Below are 22086 nucleotides of genomic sequence, written 5' to 3' on the forward strand. Positions count from 1 at the left end.
ACCTCTTGGTAGATTTAGTTTAGAACAGGGGTCGAGTCCCGGTATACGATATCCGTTGCAACATGAGTCACTCGGTATGGCATGTTATTGTCTTTGATTCTGGACAATAACATTTCGGCTGAAATAATACCCATCTGACTACTATAAATATGCACGGTTGTAAGATGAGGCTCGACAACCCGGGATTCCGAAGCATCATCGAACCCGCAGACAGCAACATCTTCCGGAACTTTAATCCCTTTGTTTTTCAAAGATTTGATCACGCTGATGGCAATGAAATCATTGGCACAAATAAAGACGGAGGGACACTCCCTCAGGGCATCCAACTGCTGTTCCATCCAGTTCTCCTCTATAAAGAAGTTGCGGTCAGGCGCTACAATGCTATGAGCAGGATCTACGGCGATTCCTGCTTCAGCTAAGGCCTTATTAAATCCGGTCCAGCGTTCATTGAAGCTTTTGCAGTGATTGTAATCGCCTACAAAACCGAAGCTTTCATAGCCATGATTAATTAATTTCCGGGTAACACAGTATGTGCTGTGTTCATTTTCCATTAATACCAGATCCGCCTTCAATTCTGGATACATCATATCCGCAGCGCAATCAATAAAAATGGTTGGGATGCAAAGATCTGTGATCATCTTGCTGTATTCCTTGCTGAACATTTCGATGCAGAAGATGCCAGCCACATTCGAAGGTTCGAAATTGCCGGGCAGGGTCATCGAATTGATATCGTTCTCACGGACAAAGTAAATGGATAATGTATAGCCCTGGTTGCTGATTTCCTTCTCCAGCCCGCTGATCAGTAGCGATCCAAAGTGTGAACTATTGGGAAGATTACAGGTCAAAAGTGCGATATTGCCCTGTTTTTCAGAGGCTGTTTCCATATAAGAAAATTGTTTGTATTTAAGCTCCACTGCCTTTTTGATCACCTTGTCCCTCGTTACGGCAGGAATATTCTCTACTCCATTAAGCGCCTTGGATGCAGTGTTTCTAGAAATCCCCAAGGCATCAGCGATATCTTGTATCGTAACCTTTGACTTTCTCGTCATTTTGTTCACCTTATTCTCCGAATTAAGATTCTCCATATTTCTAAATATATAGTATTTTCATGTTTTTAACAATGAATTTATTCAAATGAACAATAAAAATTTACATTTGTTTATTTATATCGTGTGTTTTTGATGTATTTTTGCTAAAAACATTATAATTATCTTGAAATATGCTTTTTGAATGAATTTATTCACCCGAAATATATTGACTAATTAAATATACATCTGCTAAATTGTAAGAGTAAAAAGTGTTCAAATGTAAATTGTAAACCCATTCATTTTGGGGATGTGTAAAATTCTAGTTCTGTTGGAGGTGTGGATATTACAAGCAAGTATTTGAAAACATCTTGGTGAATTATGTCAGAGAGGTGACATAACATGGCTTATATTTTGTGTCGTATAACAAGCCGTGAACAGTAGGAGGGAAAACATTGGGGAATTCGATCGTTCAAAAAAGGGGACTAAAGGCTTCAGAAACAAAAAAAAGAAACCATTGGTTAAGCTACATGGTTCGAAATTATATATTGTATTTGTTTCTGCTTCCGTCCATAATTCTTACCGTCATTTTCAAGTATATTCCCATGTACGGCTCGATCATTGCGTTTAAAAATTTCAGCCCAAGAAAAGGAATCATGGGCAGCGAATGGGTTGGATTTGAACATTTTCAGCGCTTTCTTTCATCACCAAATTTTTATGACATTTTAATGAATACGCTTAAATTAAGCGCTTACGGTCTTATTCTCGGTTTCCCAGTACCGATTATTCTGGCCTTAATGCTAAATCTGATCAGAGGAGCGAAGCTCAAGAAGAATATTCAGCTTATTGTATACGCACCTAACTTCATCTCGGTTGTTGTTGTTGCCGGTATGCTGTTTGTTTTTCTATCGCCAGCTGGAATAGTGAACGCTTTGGTAACAACCTTCACCGGCAAGCCGATTTCTTTTATGACTGATCCCGCCTATTTCCGAACGGTATATATTTTGTCCGGTATATGGCAAACAGCGGGCTGGTCCTCTATCATTTATGTGGCCACCTTAGCCAATGTGGACCCGCAGTTGCATGACGCTGCAACAATTGATGGCGCTTCATTGATGAAGAGAATCTTCCACATTGATCTGCCAGCTCTTAAACCCGTCATGGCCGTCCTGTTCATTCTCGCTGCAGGAGGTATTATGTCGATCGGCTATGAAAAGGCTTACCTGATGCAGACGGCTCTGAACACACCAACCTCGGAAATCATCGCGACTTACGTATACAAGGTGGGGTTGCAATCCGGCGATTATGCTTATTCTACGGCAATCGGGTTGTTCAATTCCGTAATTAATGTATTCCTGTTGATTTTCGTAAATACCGTCGTCAAGAAGCTGAACGAAGGAGAAGGGCTGTATTAAAGAAGGAGGTATTTATGGATATTCATTACACCGGGAAGGACCGGATTCTGCTCATCATCAATTATATTCTACTTGGTTTGTTTGTTCTCGCTATTCTGTTACCGCTGGTCTATGTGGTGCTTTCGTCCTTTTTAACTCCAAATACCCTGATTACCAAAGGGTTTGCCATTACATCATCAGACTGGACACTCACGGGATATGCCAAAATCCTAAGCAACAGTGCCATGATCCGCGGTTTTTTTAATGCTATTTTTTATTCAGCAGCCTTTGCGTTCGCAACCGTATTATTTTCCGTCTTCGCGGCTTATCCGCTTGCGATTGAAGAGTTGGTAGGGAAACGGTCCATTATGATCTTTTTCCTGATAACGATGTTTTTCGGTGGCGGTCTGATTCCTACCTATCTGGTGATTAAGGATTTAGGCATGTTGAATACGGTCTGGGCCATTATTCTGCCCGGCTCGATCAGCGTATTCAATATTATTCTGGCAAAGACTTATTTCCAGGGACTTCCGAAAGAGTTGTTCCAGGCGGCGAGTATAGACGGAGCTTCCGAGCTCAGTATTTTCTTTAAAATCGTCCTGCCGCTTTCCAAGCCTATTATTTTTGTTCTAGCTTTATACGCTTTTGTCGGACAGTGGAATTCTTATTTCGACGCCATGATTTATTTGGATGATCCGAAGCTGTTTCCGCTTCAACTGGTACTCCGCTCCATTTTGATACAGAATCAGGTTCAGCCCGGCATGATTGCCGATGCGATGGCACAAGCGGAGCTTAAGAAATTGTCTGAAATGATTAAGTACTCTGCCATTGTCATATCAAGTTTGCCTTTGATTGTGATGTATCCATTCTTCCAGAAGTATTTCGAAAAGGGTGTCATGGTAGGTTCGATCAAATAAAAAACCGGGGGTATAGAGATGAAAAAAACATTACTAACTTTGTCTGTGTTGGTACTTTCTACTTCACTGCTTGCCGGATGTGGCGGTTCAGGCAATAATTCCGCGGCATCCGAAGATTACAAGCTGGAAAATGTTACTCTGCCGCTTAAAGAGAAAGTTACTTTGCATTTTATGACTCAAAGCTCGCCGCTGGCACCTTCCGATCCAAATGAAAAGTTGATTTATAAAAGACTGGAAGAAAAAACAGGGGTGCATATCGATTTTACCAACTTCACCTCCGATTCCTTCATTGAAAAAAGAAACCTGGCTGTTGCCAGTGGAGATCTTCCAGATGCCATACTGGATGCCGGCTATTCCGACTATGATTTGTTGAACCTCGGACAGGATGGAACCATTATCCCTCTGGAGGATTTGATTAATAAATACATGCCGAATCTACAGAAGGTATTGAAGGAAGCGCCTGAGTACAAATCCATGATAACTGCACAGGACGGGCATATTTATGCTTTTCCCTGGATTGAAGAGCTGGGGGCCGGGAAGGAGAGCATTCATTCTGTAAACGATATGCCATGGATCAATGTGGAGTGGCTGAAAAAGCTGGGACTTAAAATGCCAAAAACCACCGAGGATTTAAAAAAAGTTCTGCTCGCATTTAAAAATGACGACCCTAACGGAAATGGCCAGGCGGATGAAATCCCGCTGTCCTTTATACTCAATAACGGCAATGAGGACCTGAATTTTCTGTTTGGATCATTTGGTCTTGGGGACAACGGCGATCATACTGTAGTGACCAATGAGGGGAAAGTGGTCTTCACTGCCGATCAGGACGGTTATAAAGAGGGGATCAAATACCTTAATGAGCTTTATAAGCTGAACCTGATTGACGAAGAGTCATTCGAGCAGGATTACAATACGTATCTGGCCAAAGGACAGAATGAAAAATATGGTCTCTATTTTCAATGGGATAAGGCGAACATTTCAGGAGACAACGATAAATATGAATTGATGAATCCGCTCGCGGGGCCAAGCGGTGAAGTCAATGTGACCCGCACGAACAATCTCGGCTTTGACCGGGGGAGAATGGTGATTACCAGTGACAACAAAAATCTTGAGCTTACAGCAAAATGGATTGACCAACTGTATGAACCCATCCAGTCCGTACAGGACAACTGGGGCACCTACGGCGACAAAACTCAGCAGAACATTTTTGAATACGATGAAGCGAGTCATATGCTGAAGCATCTTCCGCTTAAGGGAACTGCGCCAGTCGAGCTGCGTCAAAAAACGAATATCGGTGGTCCATTGGCAATTCTTGACGAATATTACGGAAAAGTAACGACCAAGCCCGACGATGCAGTGGGGCGGCTCGAGCTCATAAAGAAAAGACTCGTTCCTTATATGAAGGCTGACCATAATTTCCCGAAAGTCTTCTTCTCGCTGGAGGATCAGAAGCAGATCTCCACACTGGAGACCGATTTGTTTGCTTACGTTAACCGCAAACGGGCAGAATGGATCAAAACAGGCAAAGTGGAAGAAGAATGGGCGGAATATAAGGCCGAGCTGTCCAGACTGGGACTAGACAAATGGCTGGAAATCAAGCAGAAAGGCTACGACCGATATCTTAAAGATCAAGGCTGAAATATATAAAAGGTGGTTGGGCTGTTAAACACCTTATCAACAATCAATAGGAGAGTGGATACCATTAAAGACATGTTCCTAACGGGCGACAGTAGCAGCAGAAAAGGATCACGAAACAGTTATTATAGGGAGACATACAGGCCTCAATTCCACTATTCACCTGAGAAAAATTGGATGAACGATCCAAACGGCTTGGTTTACTATGAAGGAGAGTACCACCTGTTCTACCAGCATACGCCCCATGATACGCAGCCTGACTTTGGCCGCATGCATTGGGGGCATGCGGTAAGCAAGGATCTAATACATTGGGACGAACTCTCACCGGCAATTCCGCCTGGAGAGGACGGAGCGATCTTCTCGGGAAGTGCGGTGGTGGATAAGAACAATACAAGCGGATTTTTCAACGAAGAAGGATCAGGATTGGTTGCAATTTATACGAATGAGGGCAACAGGGCTCAGCCCGGCAAGCCGCAGGTGCAAAGCATTGCTTACAGCAGGGATAAAGGTCGAACCTGGACAAAATATGAAGGTAACCCGGTTTTATTCCCAATGGAAACGCTAGACTTTCGTGATCCGAAGGTGTTTTGGCATGATGAATCGTCGATGTGGATCATGGTCCTTGCCGTAAGAGAACGTGTAGAATTTTACACATCTCCAAACCTGAAAGAATGGTCTTTTGCAAGCGAATTCGGTTCTGACATTCCGCATATCCACCGAGGGATATTTGAATGTCCTGATATACTTCAAATCCAAGTGGATGAGGATCCTAATACCACGAAGTGGATTCTGATGCTAAGTGTCGGGGATAGAAATGGTGTGAATCCAGATGATCCGGAACCACCGGCAGGTGGTTCTGGCATGATGTATTTCATAGGCAACTTTGACGGTAAGGCATTTGCTCTGGATGGAACGTTGGAATCTTTCGATACTATTAAATGGGTAGACTACGGATCAGACTTTTACGCGGCCGTGACCTGGAATGGGATTCCAAACGAGGACGGTCGAAAGATTTGGGTCGGCTGGATGAACAATTGGCGTTATGGTACCACGCTACCTTCAGAGGAATGGCGTGGCAAGATGTCAATTCCCCGTGAGCTACAGCTTAGGACTTATCCGGAGGGACTTCACTTAATCCAAGCACCCATAAGTGAATTAAGTCAGCTAAGAAAACCGATTTTGTCTCTGCAAGACTTGACGATTAAGCCAGGTATGAACGTGTTGTCTGATTTCTCTGCTGCAAAGGCAGAAATTATTGCAGAATTTGAAATCAGCACTGCCGTGGAATTCGGGTTCAAAGTGCGGAAGTCTTCTAATCAGGAGACGATCATCGGATACAATAGCTCGAATGGGGAGTTGTTCGTCGATCGGACGAAGTCGAGCGCCATTGATTTTCATTCCGATTTCACAGCAATACACAAGGCCCCTATGAAGCCAGAGCATGGACGGGTACAACTGAGTATTTACGTGGATTGGTCAAGTGTCGAGGTCTTCGGAAATCATGGAGAAACAATCATCTCAGACATGATTTTCCCGGACTTGGAGAGCAGGGGGCTGGAACTCTATGCCATTGGCGGAGAACTAAGGGTCGTATCGCTTCAAATCAATGATCTAGTAAGCATTTGGGGAAATGAGAATGTTTAGACGTTAACTATTGATATCATTCAAATTTTAATTATCTCACGACGGAACTCGTTAAGCATTGGCTTGATTCGACGAAGTGGTTACAGCCCGGTTGCGTGCATCCGTATCTGAAACTTGGTCCTCAAAACCAATTAAAGTAACATTTTTCTGCCTGGACACGTAACACCCGGTCGGCTCACAACCGTATCGGGTGTTTTCATATCCTTGGAAAGTTAGCAGAACTCGAAAGACGACCATGGAGCAATCTCATTAAAAGTGAATAAGGGCTATTGCTCTGCAGTGGTGAAAGGCGTAAGAATCTGTCCGTGCATGCCCTGGTCAATTATCCTCAATTATAATTTCCATAAGAGAGAGAAGATTATAATTGATGGTCTTGAGTTCTTTGAACTATATACTCTAGCTGATGGAACGGGAAAGAAAAAGAACGATATTTAGAAGTGATTTCGTGTATCAAATGAAGATCAAACATGGAAATTAATAAAACATGATTTTATAAGGTTATATGTTTATAGAATATGGGGTGGCAATACAGTCTCCCAAGTTAGAATAATTCGCCACGTTTAAAATCCCCATTACTGCAAGTTGAAAATGCATCTCATACATAAGGCTGCTTAGGAAATGGCTTAGCAGTTAATACAGATAATTAACCCTTCCGTATGACCTAGCTCAGGCAAATTGTGCTCCAATATGTGTTATTCCATATCTATTACCTCTATTAGGTAGTATCACCTAAATAAGAGATATTAATTTCTAAGTAGTGTTAGTAGAGCATGTTTTTATGTTTAGATTTTCTAAGAGCAGTATTGGTGATTTGAAGGAGATAAATTAATAGGTTTTCTAATTTAAAAGTGACTTTTCAAGGGGGATAACAGCTTGGGAAGAGATGCTGTACGCAATTAAATAATGGTCAAGAAACATCCAGACAGAATTAGACTTATTTTAAATTTATATACTATATACAGTATACAAAATATATATAAACACATTATATAGGGTATTTAGGAACGTATTTTTTATTTTGCAATTGGCTTTTACTATAAATCGGACTAAGCTTGAAATAAAAAAGGGCTTATAGCTATGTTTTTTATAGTCTATCTATAAAGAAGAGTTAAACTTGGGGAAACTAACAGAAAGTAACAGACAATTGCATAGTGTTGGAAAAATTTAAACACCTTCAAGATAATACCCTATTTATGAGAGAGATCGGGAATAATCTTGGAGGTGTTGTAGATTAATCACACTGATTCGCTATATATAAAATTTCTCTGGGTGGAAGTACCGCCAAGTAAGGGCTGTGGGAAAGCATCCCTGGCCATACTCGTGATGCCTCGCTCGAACTAACTATGACTTTCAGAGGATGATATTAAGAGTGGTAAAGGTTAGTAGAAAAATCTGGCGTTGACGTAATCCTCGCCAGGTGGCATGGAAAGTTGCAACATATGGTTTGTAGGACGCCTATTAATTGTCTCTTACTTGTCTGAGAAGTCTTATTTTAGCTAAAAAAATCATGTCCGTAGTAAGTGCAGCACAACAAAAATGTTGATGGCTACACAGCCTTACATTGAATTTGATAATTGACGTTCATTTGAGCAAAATGTTAGAATCACATACAATTCAGACAAGCGTAGTGATCAATGGAGACTTGTCTTTTTTTGATGCTTTTTGAACATTGGAGAAATTTTAGCAGCTTATAAATCCTCAAGCTTTCCAAATAGGAGTCCCTAAAGAACATGCGGAGTGTTATTTACATTCCGTTTTTTTTGTACCCTTACCCCTTTTTTTCCCTAAAGTACATTCACCTGCTTCCCTAAAGTACGATTTATCAATTTTTATTTGAATTTATAATGATATTAAGAAAAAAGATAAAAAGGGAAGAGGAGTAGCGAAGTTTTTTTGTATCCGCCGTCATGCCTTGCTTGGCATTTCAGAATGGTATTTGCCGAAATCGTTGGAATGAATGCTTCCGACTCAGTAAATTGAAAGAAAGTCAGTTATGACAGATATTAAACTCCATTTTAAGAATAGTTACAGCATAAGGGGGACATTTCTCTAAAGAATAAATCAAAGAAGGGATAAGAAAGTGGCTTCTGTGTCAGGTTATATTCAGATGTCTAATCAAGCTATAGCGAAAATCGCAAGCTCAGCTATATGGAGCTCGAGCGAAGTAACAGCCATTGCTGATCATATAAAGAAAAGGACAGACAAACATAAATTTTATAAAAGTATTACTGTTCAAATCAAGGAGGGGGGAAAGATTTCAATCTGCTTAGCCATTATTACTACCTTAAGGACTCCTTTGCATCTGTTAGCCGCTTAACTTCAAGCAAACATAAAACGTGAAGTAGAACTGTACACCAATCTGAAGGTTGAAAAGGTCGATGTTATAATCTCAGGAATTAAATAGCGCATTATGAATCTTGGAAAATGGAAGGAACACGAATTTATTTTTTTCGTGTTCCTTAATGATCTCGATATTCGTTAAGGTAACCCCATAAAGATTTTTGTAAGAGGAGCCATAAATTCAAGATTACTACTGACTCCGGCAATTTTAGGATCATAATACGTAACAGATAAGCCACTCGCTCGATTCGTAAGTCATGGAGGTTCAGTAGATTGCAACGCTTTAGACCTTCCACAAGCGAAGTATTCCTTTTCTGGAAGCAGTTTTTACTTGCTAAACGTATTGAACGAAGTGAGATCCTAAAATTGAATTTTAATTCGATATCAGAAAAACACTCGCGAACTAATTAAAGTTGACGGTGTTTGTTTTCTAGCGATGAATTCCGTAAGCACTGAGATTTCATAACATGCTGGGGCGTTTTTGGCCTTGACATCCATTTTAGTGTGGCTTGCTTAAGTTTGAAGACACGGCCTAGTAAATGTAGTTAAAATTTGTGTACCTGATAAAGCTAGTTTGTTGTAAAAGTTTGAAAGGAGCTGAAAGCTGATGATGTATTCACCACTTTTCGAAAATGATGTACCTGTAATTATTCTCCCTTAACGGAAGAGTAATTACATCTCCGTTAAGGACATAAATAAATGTCTATAAAACGGAGGGCAACAATGAAAAATACCTTACTTGGTTCTTTATATTTATCGCTCGCCGCTAGCATTTGGTGCGGAATGTATGTTGTCGTTAAAGTCGTGGTCGACATTGTACCACCACTTGAATTAGTATGACTCCGCTATGTAATTGCTCTTTTAGCATTATTAATTATCGGAGTTATAACAAAACAATCATGGCGTGTCGCGAAACGTGACTGGCTATTAATTATTTTGATTGGGTTAATTGGGAATACGATTTCCATAGTAACCCAAGAGGTTGGAACTATGCTTTCCTCTGCACAAATGGGAGCCATTATTACATCAACGACACCTGCATTTATGGTCCTGTTTGCACGAATTATCCTTAAAGAAAAAATTACTGCAAAGAAAGCAATCTCTATTGTTTTAGCAACAATTGGTGTTTGTGTTATTGTTGGAAATGCTCAAATCGATACCTCAAATCAGCTGGGTGGTATATCACTGATTATCGCAGCACTAACGTGGTCACTTATGTCTGTTCTTGTAAAGCGTGTACCAGGGCAATATTCGCAAATTGTCGTAACAAGCTACAGTATCCTTGTAGCAGTTGCCTTTCTAACGCCTTTTACACTTGGGGGATTAACTAAACTTGATTTTCTAGCGATAATGCAACCTTCTATTTGGAGAGGCCTGCTATACTTGGGGGTCGTATCTACTGCGTGTGGCTTTTTGTTGTGGAATCGAGGCTTGCAAAAGCTTAGTGCCTCCAATGGAGGATTTTTTTTCTTCTTCCAGCCGATAGTTGGTACTTTTTTAGGTTGGTTATTATTAGATGAACAGATTGGTTTGTCTTTTTGGATGGGTACAACATTTATTTTTATTGGGGTGCTATTAGTCATTCGCGACGATAAACCCCAGAAAGAAAAGCCATAAAACGTATTAAATAAATAGTAAAGCTGACAGAAACAGCGAGAGTCTAGAACTTTAATTTCTCTTCTTGGATTGTCGCTGTTGTTCTTTGATCAGGTTAGGACGAATTGTCAAACCAAGTGCGACAGTTTCTCTGTAAAGGATTCATGAGCAGTTTTCCAACCCAGACATTTCCGTGTTAGATCTAAAGTACGTGCCAGTTCTACGTCTTCCCTTGCGCGAAATCGGTCCCCTAGGGAAAGAATTCTCGCAGTAGTCCATTGGCGTTTTCATTTCGAGCCGCGTTGCTAGGAAGAGTAGGGATCAGCAAATTAGACCTGAATCCCATACGTAGCATCCAAACTTGCATAACAGGCAAACTCCTTGCCTCGGTCAGCAGTTGCTGTTTGGAAGGCTTTCGCAGGGTACTGAGAAGCAGCTACGCCAAAGGCAATTTCCATCCGGCATCTGAATCGCAGTGGACAGACGCGAGTTTTGCGTTCAACCAATGTAGCGACGCAGCCCTTACTAACGACCGTATCCAGTTCCTTGATGATGGAGGATTCTAACTTACTACGTTGGACCATGCTAAGATGAGTGTAGCTCATGGTGGATTCTCCTTGTGTGATTGTGGGTGTAGGAACTTGCATTCTACACGAATCCAGCTATGGGCCCTTTTTCATTTACTTCCAGCAGGTGTCGAACTTCATATTACAATTCGTCAACGACAGTTCAAATGGAAAAAGTACTTAATATGTGCAGAGAGGAGTAAAATCGTTTGAGTTAATGAATTAGAAGGAGAAGGATAATCTGTGTAGCGAATGCGAATAGCAGACAAAGGGGGTATAAAAAAGTCGAGCAAGAATTCAATTTATCCTTGTGCTCGACTATTTTAGGACCTTTCTAAAAGCGCATTACAATATTAACTGGTGCGCCGAACCATTAATTCCGTAGGAAATATTTCTTCGACAGGTGCGATGTGCTGCCCGTCAGACTCAATGGATTCTATCATCAACTTAGAAGCGGCCTCGGCCAATTCGTTGATAGGATGCCGGATAGTCGATAAGCTCAGTAGCTCGGAGACGGTCGGCATATCATCGACACCCAAAACGGCAAGGTCTTGTGGAACGGACAGCTCCAAATCTTTGCAGGCCTTTAAGACCCCGATGGCGGAAGTATCGCTTAAACAAAACAACGCTTCCGGTAGCTGGTTGGTTTGGGCCAGATTTTTCACGGTATCGTAACCGAAATTCTCCGTCATATCTCCTGTGATAACGGTCATTAGTTTTCCGTTTTGCTGCAAGGTATCGCTAGCACCGTTTAGGCGGTCGTCGAATCCGGGCACATGACCGTGCGGATAAGTCAAAATAACCAGATTATGAAAACCTCGGGATAATAAGTGATTCACCCCGGTCTGACCGCTTTGGTAGTCGTTGACGCGCAATACGTGTGCTCCATAAGATAAATTGTGGCGTCCAATAGTAATGACTGGTACGTTCAGATCCATCAATTTGGGCATGAATTTTTCTGTACCTATGGTCGCTTTGACGATGATCCCGTCAACCATCTGGATATTCATGAAGATTTCTTCAAAGTCCAACAGGATTATTTTATATCCCAGCATCTTTAACTGCTGCTTAATAACTTTGGCAAAATGGAGGAAGTATAGGTCCTCAAAATAACCGTCATAGGTACTGTCGGATAAAACGAGCCCAATCGTGTGCATTCTGCCGGTAATGAGGCTTTTCGCAACAGGGTTCACTTGGTAACCTAACTTTGTGATCGAGAGACTGATCTTTTCTTTCGTCTGCAAGCCCATTTTCTGAAAGTTGCCGTTCAGAAAATGGGAGACTGTCGCGGGCGAACAGCCCGCGTCTTTTGCCACTTGAACTAAGGTAACCCTTTTCTTAGCCATTTTTTACCTCTACTTTTTTTATTGCGGCTTTTCCTATGATTAGCGAGGACGTCTTTCCAATACGCCAGGCAGTGCGGGAAACACTTGATGCGGTTCAGTCTGGTACCAATAGCATACGGAACTCACGTCGTCACTTCTTTCAAATAACGCTTTTCCATCATGCCCGATCTGTTGAACGGTGACACGTAAATCCTCTTCAAACAAAATGGGGTCAAGTATATGCCAACGATAGAAGCCGCGCATCGGACAAGCAGCTCCATCATAAATATGCGATCTGGTGTTGTCTGTCACCTGGAAATGCGGAAAGCCCATAAAGGGAGTCGAGTACGTCTGTTCCTGCACCGGGTTCCCGTTGTCGTATTTCACAAAGCCCCAAGCGCCGCCGAAGTAATCCTCCGTACCTGTTCCGCAGATGGTCGGCCAATCCAGGTCGCCATCGAGATAAAATTTCACTTCCCCTTCGCCGTACCAGTAACGTGATAAAGAAGTCCATGCCATATAGGTGCCGACATATTTGCCTCTTCCTTTAATTCCATCTATAATCGTATAATCCTGCTTGAGCTTGGTAGGATTTTCTCGGCGGAATTGGGCGTGGAAATACTCCGTATCCTCAGGGAGTTCATCAACCAGTACGTAATCAAACTGGTAGAAGAACGCTTCGATCTCCTGGGGATGCTCATTCGTAATGGTTACTTTGGCGGCTTTTTTGAACGGCATCGCAAAGTAACTGTTCATGCCGCCGACCGGGTTCACCACGATCGGCAAGGAATTGACGATCGCTCTGGCACCGAACCCATTGCAGAAGAAATCGCCCAGCGGAACTTCCACGGAGGGGGCCTCTTCATTGTCCCAATACATCCGCAACACCAGATCACGCAACACGAACCACCCAGTCTCGGTTTGGTCGGTCACGGTCATCCAGATGTGCTGGATGATGCCCGGACCTTCGATATCGACGAGCGTGGCAGTTTCACCTTGGGCCAGCGAGATAAAGGCTTTGCCTTTTCGGGCAATTCCCAAGGAACCCGTGGCTTTCCCGCCTTCTCCTTTCAGGCCTCGTGGGTTTTCCGCTGTGATCGCTCTGCTTTTTCCTCTCATTTTGCCAAAAAGGTGATTCATGGATTGCATAGTTGATCTCTCCTTATCCTTTAACTGCTCCGTCAGAAACGCCGGACATCAAGTATTTGTTTAAAAATAAATATATGATAATGATTGGGATGATGCTGATGCTGATAGCCGCAAATGTCTGCCCCCAATCCGTCGCTCCGAAAGCCCCGATGAACTCCTGAAGCCCCACCGCGATCGTTTTATATTGCTTGTCGTTCGTAAAGGTGTTGGAAAAAATAAAATCATTCCAAATGAGAACGAAATTGATCGATGCGACCGTGATCGTCGTGTTGATGGTAAGCGGTGAAATGATTTTATAGAACACCTGATAAATATTGCACCCGTCCATGACAGCGGCTTCAATCAATTCATTGGGCACGTAACTGTAAAAGCTGGTGAAGATCAAAATCGACAAAGGCAAGGCAAATCCAACTTGTGGAAGGATTAGCGCAAGATACGAGTTCAGTAGTCCGAAGTCTTTGTACATAATAAACAACGGGATTAAGGTGACTTGAATCGGAATCATGATACCGACCGTAAAGAACAGCAGCAGTTTCGAATTTAATTTGAAATTCATTTTGACGAGAGCAAAACCCGCCGTTGAGCTTAAGAAGATGATCAGTAGTAGGCAGCTGAACGTAACGATGGCTGTATTTTTGATATACAGCAGTAGATTACTTTCCCTAAACACACTCCCATAGTTTTCGAACGACCATAACGTCGGCAGCGAAAAGGGTTTTGTCGTCAGTTCGATGCTTGATTTGAAGCTGGACAGCATCAGCCAGACAACCGGGTAGATCTGCACGATCAGGATCATGATGACGATAAAATAGAGCAGGAAGGACCAAGCTGTTTTTTTGGATCGCATGTTATGCTTCTCCTTTCCTGGAATTGAATATGGCCCGGATAAGAAGAACGGCAAGCAGGCTTTCGATCACGATAAATACGGCGATCGAGCTTCCATATCCGTATTGATTGGTTGAGAACGCTCTTTTGTACATATAAGTCGTGACCAACTCAGTCGTCGAACCCGGTACACCGATGATATAAGGGATATCGAAACCTCTTAGCGCACCGGTAGTGCACATGATAAGGGCCAAACTCAGCACATGCTTGATACTCGGCAATTTGATATATCGAATCAGCTGCCATCCATTAACACCGTCTATGGTTGCAGCCTCCTCGATCTCTTTCGGAATCGCGATCAGGGCCGCATAAAAAATAACCATATACATGCCTGTAAAGCGCCAGCCTTCGGGAATGGATACTGCGATCAATGCGGTGTGCGGATTGGATAACCAGGCACTTTGCAAGTGGCCCAATCCGATCCAATCCAGGAACATGTTTAGCAAGCCCAGCGGCTGCAGGGAATAGAAGTTACGGAACATCTGCGCGATAGCGACGGTGACTACCACGGCTGGCAAATAATACAATGTTCTGAAAATGCCGGCTCCTTTTTTGATGTAAGAGAGCAGTAATGCGAAAAACAAACCGATAAACACTTGCATGAGTACCACGATCACGACATACACCAAGTTATTTTGCACGGAATTCCAGAAGTAGGGGTCTTTAAACATTTTGATATAGTTGCCCAGACCAATGTACCTGGCATCCTTTATTCCATTCCAATCTTGAAAGCCGTAATTCAGCGACTGAATGATTGGGACAAAGACGGTTCCTAAATAAAATAGCAAGGCTGGCGTGATAAAAATTAACCATGCCTTCTTGTCCTTGAGTACATTCATATAGAATCTCCCCATTTGTTTGTATTGACAGACTGAGTGAAAGGTAGCCACCCGGCCCTGAATGACCGGGTGGCTGGCAGTTTGTCTGCATGTAAAGACTAGTTGGTGACGTTTTGGGCAATGGTGTCGTCGACTTGCTTGGCGAATTCTTTCGGCGTCGTGGCCCTCATCGTCAATTTGATGATTAAATCGCTCATGACGGAGTTCGTATTGGCATCCAGCAAGGTATCCCAAGGCTTGGCAAATTCTGAACCGTAGTTATCCATATCCTTTTTAATCCGGAGGAACAGTTTGGAGAATTGGGACTCGTCTTTAATCGTAAATTTGAGCGGTGACATCTGCTGTTTAGCTACGTAGACGTCACTGTAATTTTTCAAGACATAACTTAGGAAGTCCTTGGTGGTTTCGTCGAATTTGCTGGTTGTGGCAGCAAGGCCGATCCCGCTGTTTCCAAAAAACTCGTTATCCGGCGTTTTGGCGTTATCAATGGTTGGCAGGTAGAAATAGTCGACGTTGCCTTTAAGTTTTTCCGGCAGATTTTTGTCTATGAAAGACGGGATTTCCCAGGTACCCATGTTATACATAGCAGCTTCACCGTTGAGGAACATGTTCTTGGCTGTCGTATAATCCGTCGTGGCAAACCCTTCCTGAAAGTATTGGCCGATCTCGTAGGCAAAGTTCGCCGCTTTCATTCCGACCTCGTCGGTCATTTTGGCCTTACCTTGGCTCAGGTTACGGGCAAATTCATTTCCGGTAGCTCGGAAAGGAATCATGGCCGCATAGCGCAGCAAGGGCCAAACATCAACGCCATCAACGGCGATCGGGGTAATCCCCTTGTCCTTAAGCGCCTTACTAACCGTGAGCATCTCATCAATGGTTTTGGGAACGGTAAGGTTATTTTTCGCGAATATTTTCTTGTTATACCAAGTCATTTCCAAATGATACTCCAAAGGGAGAAGGTACAGGCTTCCATCAGGTAATTGCTGGTATTTCAGCGCAGGTTCGTAGAACTGATCGTACAATCCTTGTTCATTCAGGAATTTCTTCATATCAACCAGCATTCCGGCATCTGCCAATTGTTGGGCGTACGGATCGGCGTCCATATCAATAAATTCTGGAGCTTCGCCGGAAGCGACGAGCGTTCTCAGCTTAGTTAAATAGGAAGGTCTATCGGACGTCACTTGAATATCCAGCTTGAATCCGGAATGATCTTTCGTATACCGGTCTGCCAGCTCTCGGATCGTTTGGACGATCGCTCCGTCTGCTGGACGAGCCGACAACCATGTAATCGTTTTGCCGTTGGAGGCATCTGACGAATTTTGCTGCTTGCCCGCGTTAGTTCCGGAAGCCCCCCCGCAACCTGCGAGAGTAGTTGCAATCAATGCAAAAATAGTGAGAAGTGAGACGATCTTCGACACTTTTCTTATTTTCTCCATTTTAAAACCTCCATTATATATATCATTACAAATATTTTTTGAAGATTTGTAATTCTAACCTTTTGCTGCCGTCTTGAGCTTGACATCATAGACTTTAACGGAGCCTTCGTTTGCAAAAAAACCGATGTGGCCCGTTTTGAAGTTATAGACCCGTGTTGTCATTGCAATGACAGCGTTGACATACAGACACAGGATGTCATCCTCCAAAATCAGTTTTATCGTAATCCGGTCGTGCTGGCTAAACGGAAATGGTCTTTCCAGTTCGATCATTTGCGGTTTATCACCAGCAATTTGCCATTGGAAAAAACCGGGTTCGGTTCTTGGCCACATATCGAATGCAACTCGATTGTGGAATGGATCAAATTTGATGAAATATCCTATGTCGAGAGTTTTGTCAGTTCGCAGCGCGATGCCGAAGTCTTTGGTCTCTTTCCAGTCCGTAAACGAAGCTTCAATCAGGACTTGGGAAGGTAATTCATTGAATACGCTGTAAGCCAGTCCATCGGGAGACTCTAGTTCGAATTGGCTTCCAGTGTGGCGACAGTTTTTCTCCGCTTCAGGAATAATGACTACTTCGGTATTAAAATGCTCATAAATCGACTGAGGCATCCTTACGAGCAAATCGCCGTTATCGTTTGGATAAACCTCATGAACGACCAAGGTTCCGGCCCATTCCCAGTCACTGTAATCGCTTGCACCTTGTTTGGAAGGAACCCAGCCAAAAGCGTATCTTTGTTGGCCATCCGAAGCCGTTTTCGCCGCATAAAACCCCCTGCCGTCAAAAGTATCCAGAATAGGGGAGGTATACACGCCTTTAATGCTTTTGTTTTTTTTGTAATGTGTCACAAACTTTTCACTGAACGTCGAGTAGACCAGATAGTGCCAGTCTCCCATTTTGAAATAATCCGGACATTCCATAGTGATGTACTTGTCCGGGTTGTAAAACGGCTCCCGAAAACGCCATTGTACCAAATCATGTGAAGTGAGAAGAGCAATGCAACCGCCTCTCTTTTCGGAAGAGTTCATTTGCCTCGCAGTGACGAGCATCCAGTACTCTTGCCGTTCTTCGTTGAAAAACACAAACGGATCGCGCCAATCGAATTGCTCATAAATAACTGCGTCTCCATAAAGCTTAAAATTTTCATCCTTCGTCCAATGGATTCCATCGGTGCCGGTTGCCTTCAAAATGACTTGTAAAGGCTTTCCATCAATGCAAAACTCAGCGCTAGGATTGTGCCCGGTGTAGAAAAGGTGATAAATGCCATTCGGGTCTTTAATCACTGAACCGGTATATGCATTCCGGTCGGGATCGGCTTCGCTTCCGTTGGGCAGAACTACTCCATAATCTTCAAAATCCAAGCCGTTTTTGGTTGTGAGTAGGTTCCACGTCGTATGATTTCCGTAATCTCCGCCAACTCTTTGATCATGGAGATAGTAGAGCTTGTACTCTCCATTGTCATAGAACGGGATCACATCTCCAACCCATCCGTCTTTCGGTTTGTAAAATACTTTTTTCATCACATCATCTCCATTTAGTAAAACGTTTTACAAACACATAATATCATAAGTTATTTAAATGTCAACGCTTACAATACTATTATAAAAAGAATATATAAGATAGTTTTTTGAAGATAAATTGATATAGTAAAACGTTTGCCTAAAAATAAAATAATAATAAAAACACTTACCATTCAGGGGGATTCAAAAATACAATAGGTGCGATTGAAGTAGGGGCACGAAATTGACGGGAATAGAACGGTTCTGGCTGAAACCACAGTAACGCTGGATACTAATTATCACTCGTGGGAATATTCCAATCTTCTCTTAAAACACCAAGCTTCCCGTAATTCATTGAAAGGTTGTTCCAATCAGTAGAACCTTTCAATGATAACGGATCTCTACATAAAAAAGTTGTTCAACGACCTTTGGGATCTTTGGACACCTTTTGCTGTTCATACACTGCAATGCTTGATTCAATGCGTTACGAAACGATTAACTTCTTCCAAAGACGGCAAGACTGCAATCGCTCCAACTTTAGTGCACACGATGGTGCCCACTTGATTGGCAAGTGTCACAAATTCCTGCTGCTGCTCCCCTTTGGAGTAAATGCTTTAGGTTGACCCAGCTGGTTGATTTGAACTGTATGCTGCAGATGTTTCTGAGGTACTAATAAAAAAAACGCTCAAAAAATGAGTGTTCCTGGGAAAGTCAGTTGTCTTCCTCATTTTTCGTTGAAATTTCTTAAGACCTGTTTTGTTTTAACGGCATTTCTTCTTTGCCCCGAGGGTTACGTTAGCTGTTTGTTGTGACTGATACGTTTCCTGATATGATAAACAACGAGCAGAATTAGAGGGAAAGCGAAAGCATTGGTGATTTCCCAGTCTAACCAGTAGGCCGGGACCTCCTTGACGTAGAAAATAATATTTTTGGCAATCAGATGTGACAGTCCGTAAATCAGAAACTCCACTGGAAAGATCAAGGGTCGATAGGATTTAAGCTTTAATATCTGAGCTGTCTCCAAAACAAATGCGTGGAAGAAAAGCACTATTTTGAAATAGGTGCTAATGATCCACGTGGTGGCCATTAACGCCTCAATCCGCTGCAGAAAATTAGCAATGTTGATTCTCTGTGCAAGAATATAGGCAGCGTAAAATTCGTGCTCTGAGAAATATGCCCCGAGCACTGTCAGGGAGAGAAACAAAATGAGGTTAAGTGCAACGGCCCCAATCAACAGGAAGATAAATATATTGCGGCTTGTATTGCTTTTTTTTGGACATAGGGAAGCACCATGAAGATCACGCACATTTCTCCAAAGGGAAAAATACGCCGAACATAATGGTGTGCAGCAAGTCAGGAAACGGTGTATTCAAAATAGGATAAATACGCTCTATCTGGGCTTCGGGGAACAGGAGAACGATTAGGAAAATCAGAAAAAATGCAAAGAAAGAGAAAAAAATCTGGGCTGCCCTGCCCAGTGTTTCAAGACCCAGCCGCAAGCCATACACCAGCAGAATCCTCCAGAGGGATAATGGTTCCATCCTGTCCGAGGTTTAACAAATCATGGTCGGAATAGCCGGCATCCAGTATGGCATTTGGAAGATCTCCGTTGGCAACAGCTAGGTTTCTTTTTTCCGTGAAGGAATCTGAGGTGAAATTGGTAAAATCGATATGCACACCTGTTTTTTCTTCCAGTCTTTTATAAATCAGCTTTTCATTTGGATCGGAAGGTGCCAGCGGCGAGCTTTGAGTCATAAAATGCAAAGTAACTTTCTCTTTAAGCGGCAGAGTGACATTTTCCAGCTTGTAATCTTCGGATTCTGCAGATAATGATTCTTATTATCAATATATAAAGTGTAGTAATTACTACAAAAAATGCAAATACACAAATCGCGAACGCTATATGTAGGATTATCTAATCCAGCCTTGCTGTGTGATTATTTATGATGATCTAATTTATGTGTGTATGCAGAGGGAGTCACACCGAAATTATTTAAATACTTTTGATCTTGAACTTAAATTCTATTTCTTTTAGATGATAGTAAAGTCTATGAATTAATCCGTTTCCTTGGTTAGATAGGATTAAGCAATTGTTTCTATTCAACAAATATCCAAATAGTGATTGAGCTATCGAAAAACGATAGTTCGATGAACAAGACAGCAAGGCTATAGCATGCCAAGTTGCATTAGAATTTAAAGAGCTGGAAGTTGCAGCTTCATCTGCCCAACCTCCAGCCCGCCAAGCTCAACTATCCCGTCGCTCAGGCCAGCTGCAGCGAGAGCTTTCCTAATGAGAACCTTACGGTCATGGAACCCACAATTATAGTGAGTTCTATGATGTCCTTCGTTATTGGGGTAAAGTGACAGACTTGACTTGAGCAGAGGTATTTCCGTAAATATCCTTGGCCAGCACGAGAATATGCAGCGTATCGGCTTGGGAGGAACCACCCTGTTTGTATTTAGTAGTTGGAAGCGTTGCTGACCAATTGGCTTTACCTTCTGTAATAACGACACGAATGCCATTGACATAAACTTTAAGCTGTGCGATATCGCTTTGATCTGTGACTGAACCTTCCAAAGTGAGAACATCATCCGTGATTGAAGCATTCAACTTAAGTTCAGGGGTTCCTGTTTCCTTGCGTTTAGAGGGTGGGAGAGCAGTTTGCGGGTTATAGGAAAAGGTTTCATCCTCAAGCGCTGGCGTGCGTGCTGCAATAGGACGGTTTAACAAACGGAGTTTAACGAAAAGGGATCAGCGATGTTACACGTGAAAAAAACGGCCTCTTTTGAATGATCCAGCATGAAGGCCGTTTATTTATTGTCCTCCGAATACCATTACTCAGATGTCATTTCCTTATCTGATACGACATGTGGCACCCTTTATTTTTTATGACTTTTTACAATTTAGGTCTTGATAATAAAGCTTGAGATGTTTTGTGAAAGCAGAGAGGAGGCAAAAGACGATTGACAACTCATACATTTGACCGTATTAAAATTCCGTCAGGATTTTAATTGGGCTTACGTCATCTCAACATCGCAACTGCCGCCGAGTATTATGGCTCCGTATCATGCTCGAAACTATCGCGATGCCCTAAACCGAATGGTTCGGTACAAACAATTATGTTCTCCTGAACGGATTCAGATGACCGAGGAGGGTAAGTTCTGTACGTTCGAACTTATGTGGCTCTATTCCGAGCATCTGGAACCACCGATGCTCGTCAGCGTTACCTTAGCCTCATTGATAGAATTAGGCCGCCGCGGAACGATAGGCCATTAACGGCGCACACTGTCGACTTTTCTCTCCCTATGGGTAAACTTCCGGCACTTGAGGCTTTTTTCGGTTGCCCTGTCCGGGTTGGATCAGGACGAAGCCGATTAACTCTCCACCGAAGCGACCTTGATCGTCCTTTTATCTCCTATAACGAAGCTGTATACGGTGGCTTTTATTGTGACGCTTCACATCATTCTGATGATCGGATTGGCCATGGTATGGGTTCCTGCTCAAACAAACGGCCTCAATCAATTGCCGTCTAAATTGTATCCGCACGGAACGGCGGTTATGAATACTGTACAACAAGTCATCGGAGCCGTCGCTACAGCCGTCTCCATCAGCATTCTGTCAAGCGGCATGGATCATTATTTACATACCTCTGCTGAAACCTCTGCTGTGTCGAACCAGATGGCGGAATTGGCAAATGCAATGACGGTGGGGTCGGAGCATGTGTTTTGGTTTGCAATGATCGTAGCGGTGATCGGTCTGGTGATCTCGTTCTTTATCCGCCGAGTGATTGTAAGCCAAGCTTCAGCGGTAACTTCACCGCATTAATCATTTTTATTC

General features: G+C 42.7%; 15 protein-coding genes and 4 pseudogenes. 7 read left to right on the forward strand and 12 right to left on the reverse strand.

Going from position 1 to position 22086, the window contains the following annotated elements; all coding sequences use genetic code 11:
• Window positions 1-14: 14 nt before the first annotated feature.
• Window positions 15-1049 (reverse strand): LacI family DNA-binding transcriptional regulator, encoded by a 1035-nt coding sequence (locus JOE49_RS18165; protein ID WP_209942272.1) that lies wholly within the window; start codon window positions 1047-1049, stop codon window positions 15-17.
• Window positions 1050-1555: 506 nt separating this feature from the next.
• On the opposite strand from JOE49_RS18165, the gene JOE49_RS18170 reads away from it, so the two are divergent.
• The 5 genes from JOE49_RS18170 to JOE49_RS18190 all read left to right on the forward strand — a co-directional run bounded on the left by JOE49_RS18170 (window position 1556) and on the right by JOE49_RS18190 (window position 10572).
• On the forward strand, window positions 1556-2440 hold the full coding sequence (locus JOE49_RS18170) for an ABC transporter permease (protein WP_245248700.1): 885 nt from the start codon (window positions 1556-1558) through the stop codon (window positions 2438-2440).
• A 14-nt stretch (window positions 2441-2454) separates the two neighbouring features.
• On the forward strand, window positions 2455-3336 hold the full coding sequence (locus tag JOE49_RS18175) for a carbohydrate ABC transporter permease (protein ID WP_013309484.1): 882 nt from the start codon (window positions 2455-2457) through the stop codon (window positions 3334-3336).
• 18 nt (window positions 3337-3354) lie between these two features.
• Window positions 3355-4974, forward strand: a complete 1620-nt coding sequence (locus JOE49_RS18180; protein ID WP_023988674.1) for an ABC transporter substrate-binding protein — start codon at window positions 3355-3357, stop codon at window positions 4972-4974.
• Between the two features lie 72 nt (window positions 4975-5046).
• Complete coding sequence (locus tag JOE49_RS18185) at window positions 5047-6615, forward strand: glycoside hydrolase family 32 protein (RefSeq protein WP_280922065.1); 1569 nt, start codon at window positions 5047-5049, stop codon at window positions 6613-6615.
• 3192 nt (window positions 6616-9807) lie between these two features.
• Window positions 9808-10572, forward strand: coding sequence for a DMT family transporter (locus tag JOE49_RS18190; RefSeq protein WP_348635904.1), 765 nt, complete (start codon window positions 9808-9810; stop codon window positions 10570-10572).
• Between the two features lie 107 nt (window positions 10573-10679).
• On the opposite strand, the pseudogene JOE49_RS26935 reads toward JOE49_RS18190, so the two are convergent.
• The 11 genes and pseudogenes from JOE49_RS26935 to JOE49_RS18240 all read right to left on the reverse strand — a co-directional run.
• A pseudogene (locus JOE49_RS26935) lies at window positions 10680-11096 on the reverse strand (IS30 family transposase); the annotation flags it as partial.
• Window positions 11097-11470: 374 nt separating this feature from the next.
• Window positions 11471-12463: a LacI family DNA-binding transcriptional regulator gene (locus JOE49_RS18200; protein WP_209942278.1), complete on the reverse strand. Its 993-nt coding sequence runs from the start codon at window positions 12461-12463 to the stop codon at window positions 11471-11473.
• 39 nt (window positions 12464-12502) lie between these two features.
• The gene (locus JOE49_RS18205; protein WP_160790318.1) at window positions 12503-13591 is read right to left on the reverse strand and encodes a glycoside hydrolase family 172 protein; all 1089 of its coding nucleotides are present in this window, start codon (window positions 13589-13591) and stop codon (window positions 12503-12505) included.
• Window positions 13592-13604: 13 nt separating this feature from the next.
• The gene (locus tag JOE49_RS18210) at window positions 13605-14438 is read right to left on the reverse strand and encodes a carbohydrate ABC transporter permease (RefSeq protein ID WP_209942280.1); all 834 of its coding nucleotides are present in this window, start codon (window positions 14436-14438) and stop codon (window positions 13605-13607) included.
• Between the two features lies 1 nt (window position 14439).
• On the reverse strand, window positions 14440-15315 hold the full coding sequence (locus JOE49_RS18215; RefSeq protein ID WP_209942282.1) for a carbohydrate ABC transporter permease: 876 nt from the start codon (window positions 15313-15315) through the stop codon (window positions 14440-14442).
• 98 nt (window positions 15316-15413) lie between these two features.
• Window positions 15414-16751: an ABC transporter substrate-binding protein gene (locus tag JOE49_RS18220; protein ID WP_209942284.1), complete on the reverse strand. Its 1338-nt coding sequence runs from the start codon at window positions 16749-16751 to the stop codon at window positions 15414-15416.
• A 54-nt stretch (window positions 16752-16805) separates the two neighbouring features.
• A complete protein-coding gene (locus JOE49_RS18225; protein WP_160790158.1) occupies window positions 16806-18269 on the reverse strand; it encodes a GH32 C-terminal domain-containing protein in 1464 nt (487 codons plus the stop codon).
• Window positions 18270-19038: 769 nt separating this feature from the next.
• Entirely contained in the window at window positions 19039-19554 is a 516-nt protein-coding gene (locus JOE49_RS26415; RefSeq protein WP_348635868.1) for a GerAB/ArcD/ProY family transporter, read from the reverse strand.
• On the reverse strand, window positions 19547-19756 hold the full coding sequence (locus JOE49_RS26420) for a hypothetical protein (RefSeq protein ID WP_245248405.1): 210 nt from the start codon (window positions 19754-19756) through the stop codon (window positions 19547-19549). The genes JOE49_RS26415 and JOE49_RS26420 overlap by 8 nt, the downstream gene beginning before the upstream one ends.
• A gap of 7 nt (window positions 19757-19763) precedes the next feature.
• Window positions 19764-20060, reverse strand: a pseudogene (locus tag JOE49_RS18235) (ABC transporter substrate-binding protein); the annotation flags it as partial.
• Window positions 20061-20595: 535 nt separating this feature from the next.
• Window positions 20596-20979, reverse strand: a complete 384-nt coding sequence (locus tag JOE49_RS18240) for an Ig-like domain-containing protein (protein WP_245248407.1) — start codon at window positions 20977-20979, stop codon at window positions 20596-20598.
• Window positions 20980-21264: 285 nt separating this feature from the next.
• Between JOE49_RS18240 and JOE49_RS26425 the strand changes: the two are divergent.
• Together JOE49_RS26425 and JOE49_RS18245 are read left to right on the forward strand one after the other, a co-directional pair.
• A pseudogene (locus tag JOE49_RS26425) lies at window positions 21265-21674 on the forward strand (AraC family transcriptional regulator ligand-binding domain-containing protein); the annotation flags it as partial.
• A 7-nt stretch (window positions 21675-21681) separates the two neighbouring features.
• Window positions 21682-22074 (forward strand): annotated as a pseudogene (locus JOE49_RS18245) (MFS transporter); the annotation flags it as partial.
• Window positions 22075-22086 lie beyond the last annotated feature (12 nt).

It is taken from the genome of Paenibacillus sp. PvR133, from assembly GCF_017833155.1.
GTDB classification, from domain to species: Bacteria; Bacillota; Bacilli; order Paenibacillales; family Paenibacillaceae; genus Paenibacillus; species Paenibacillus polymyxa_B.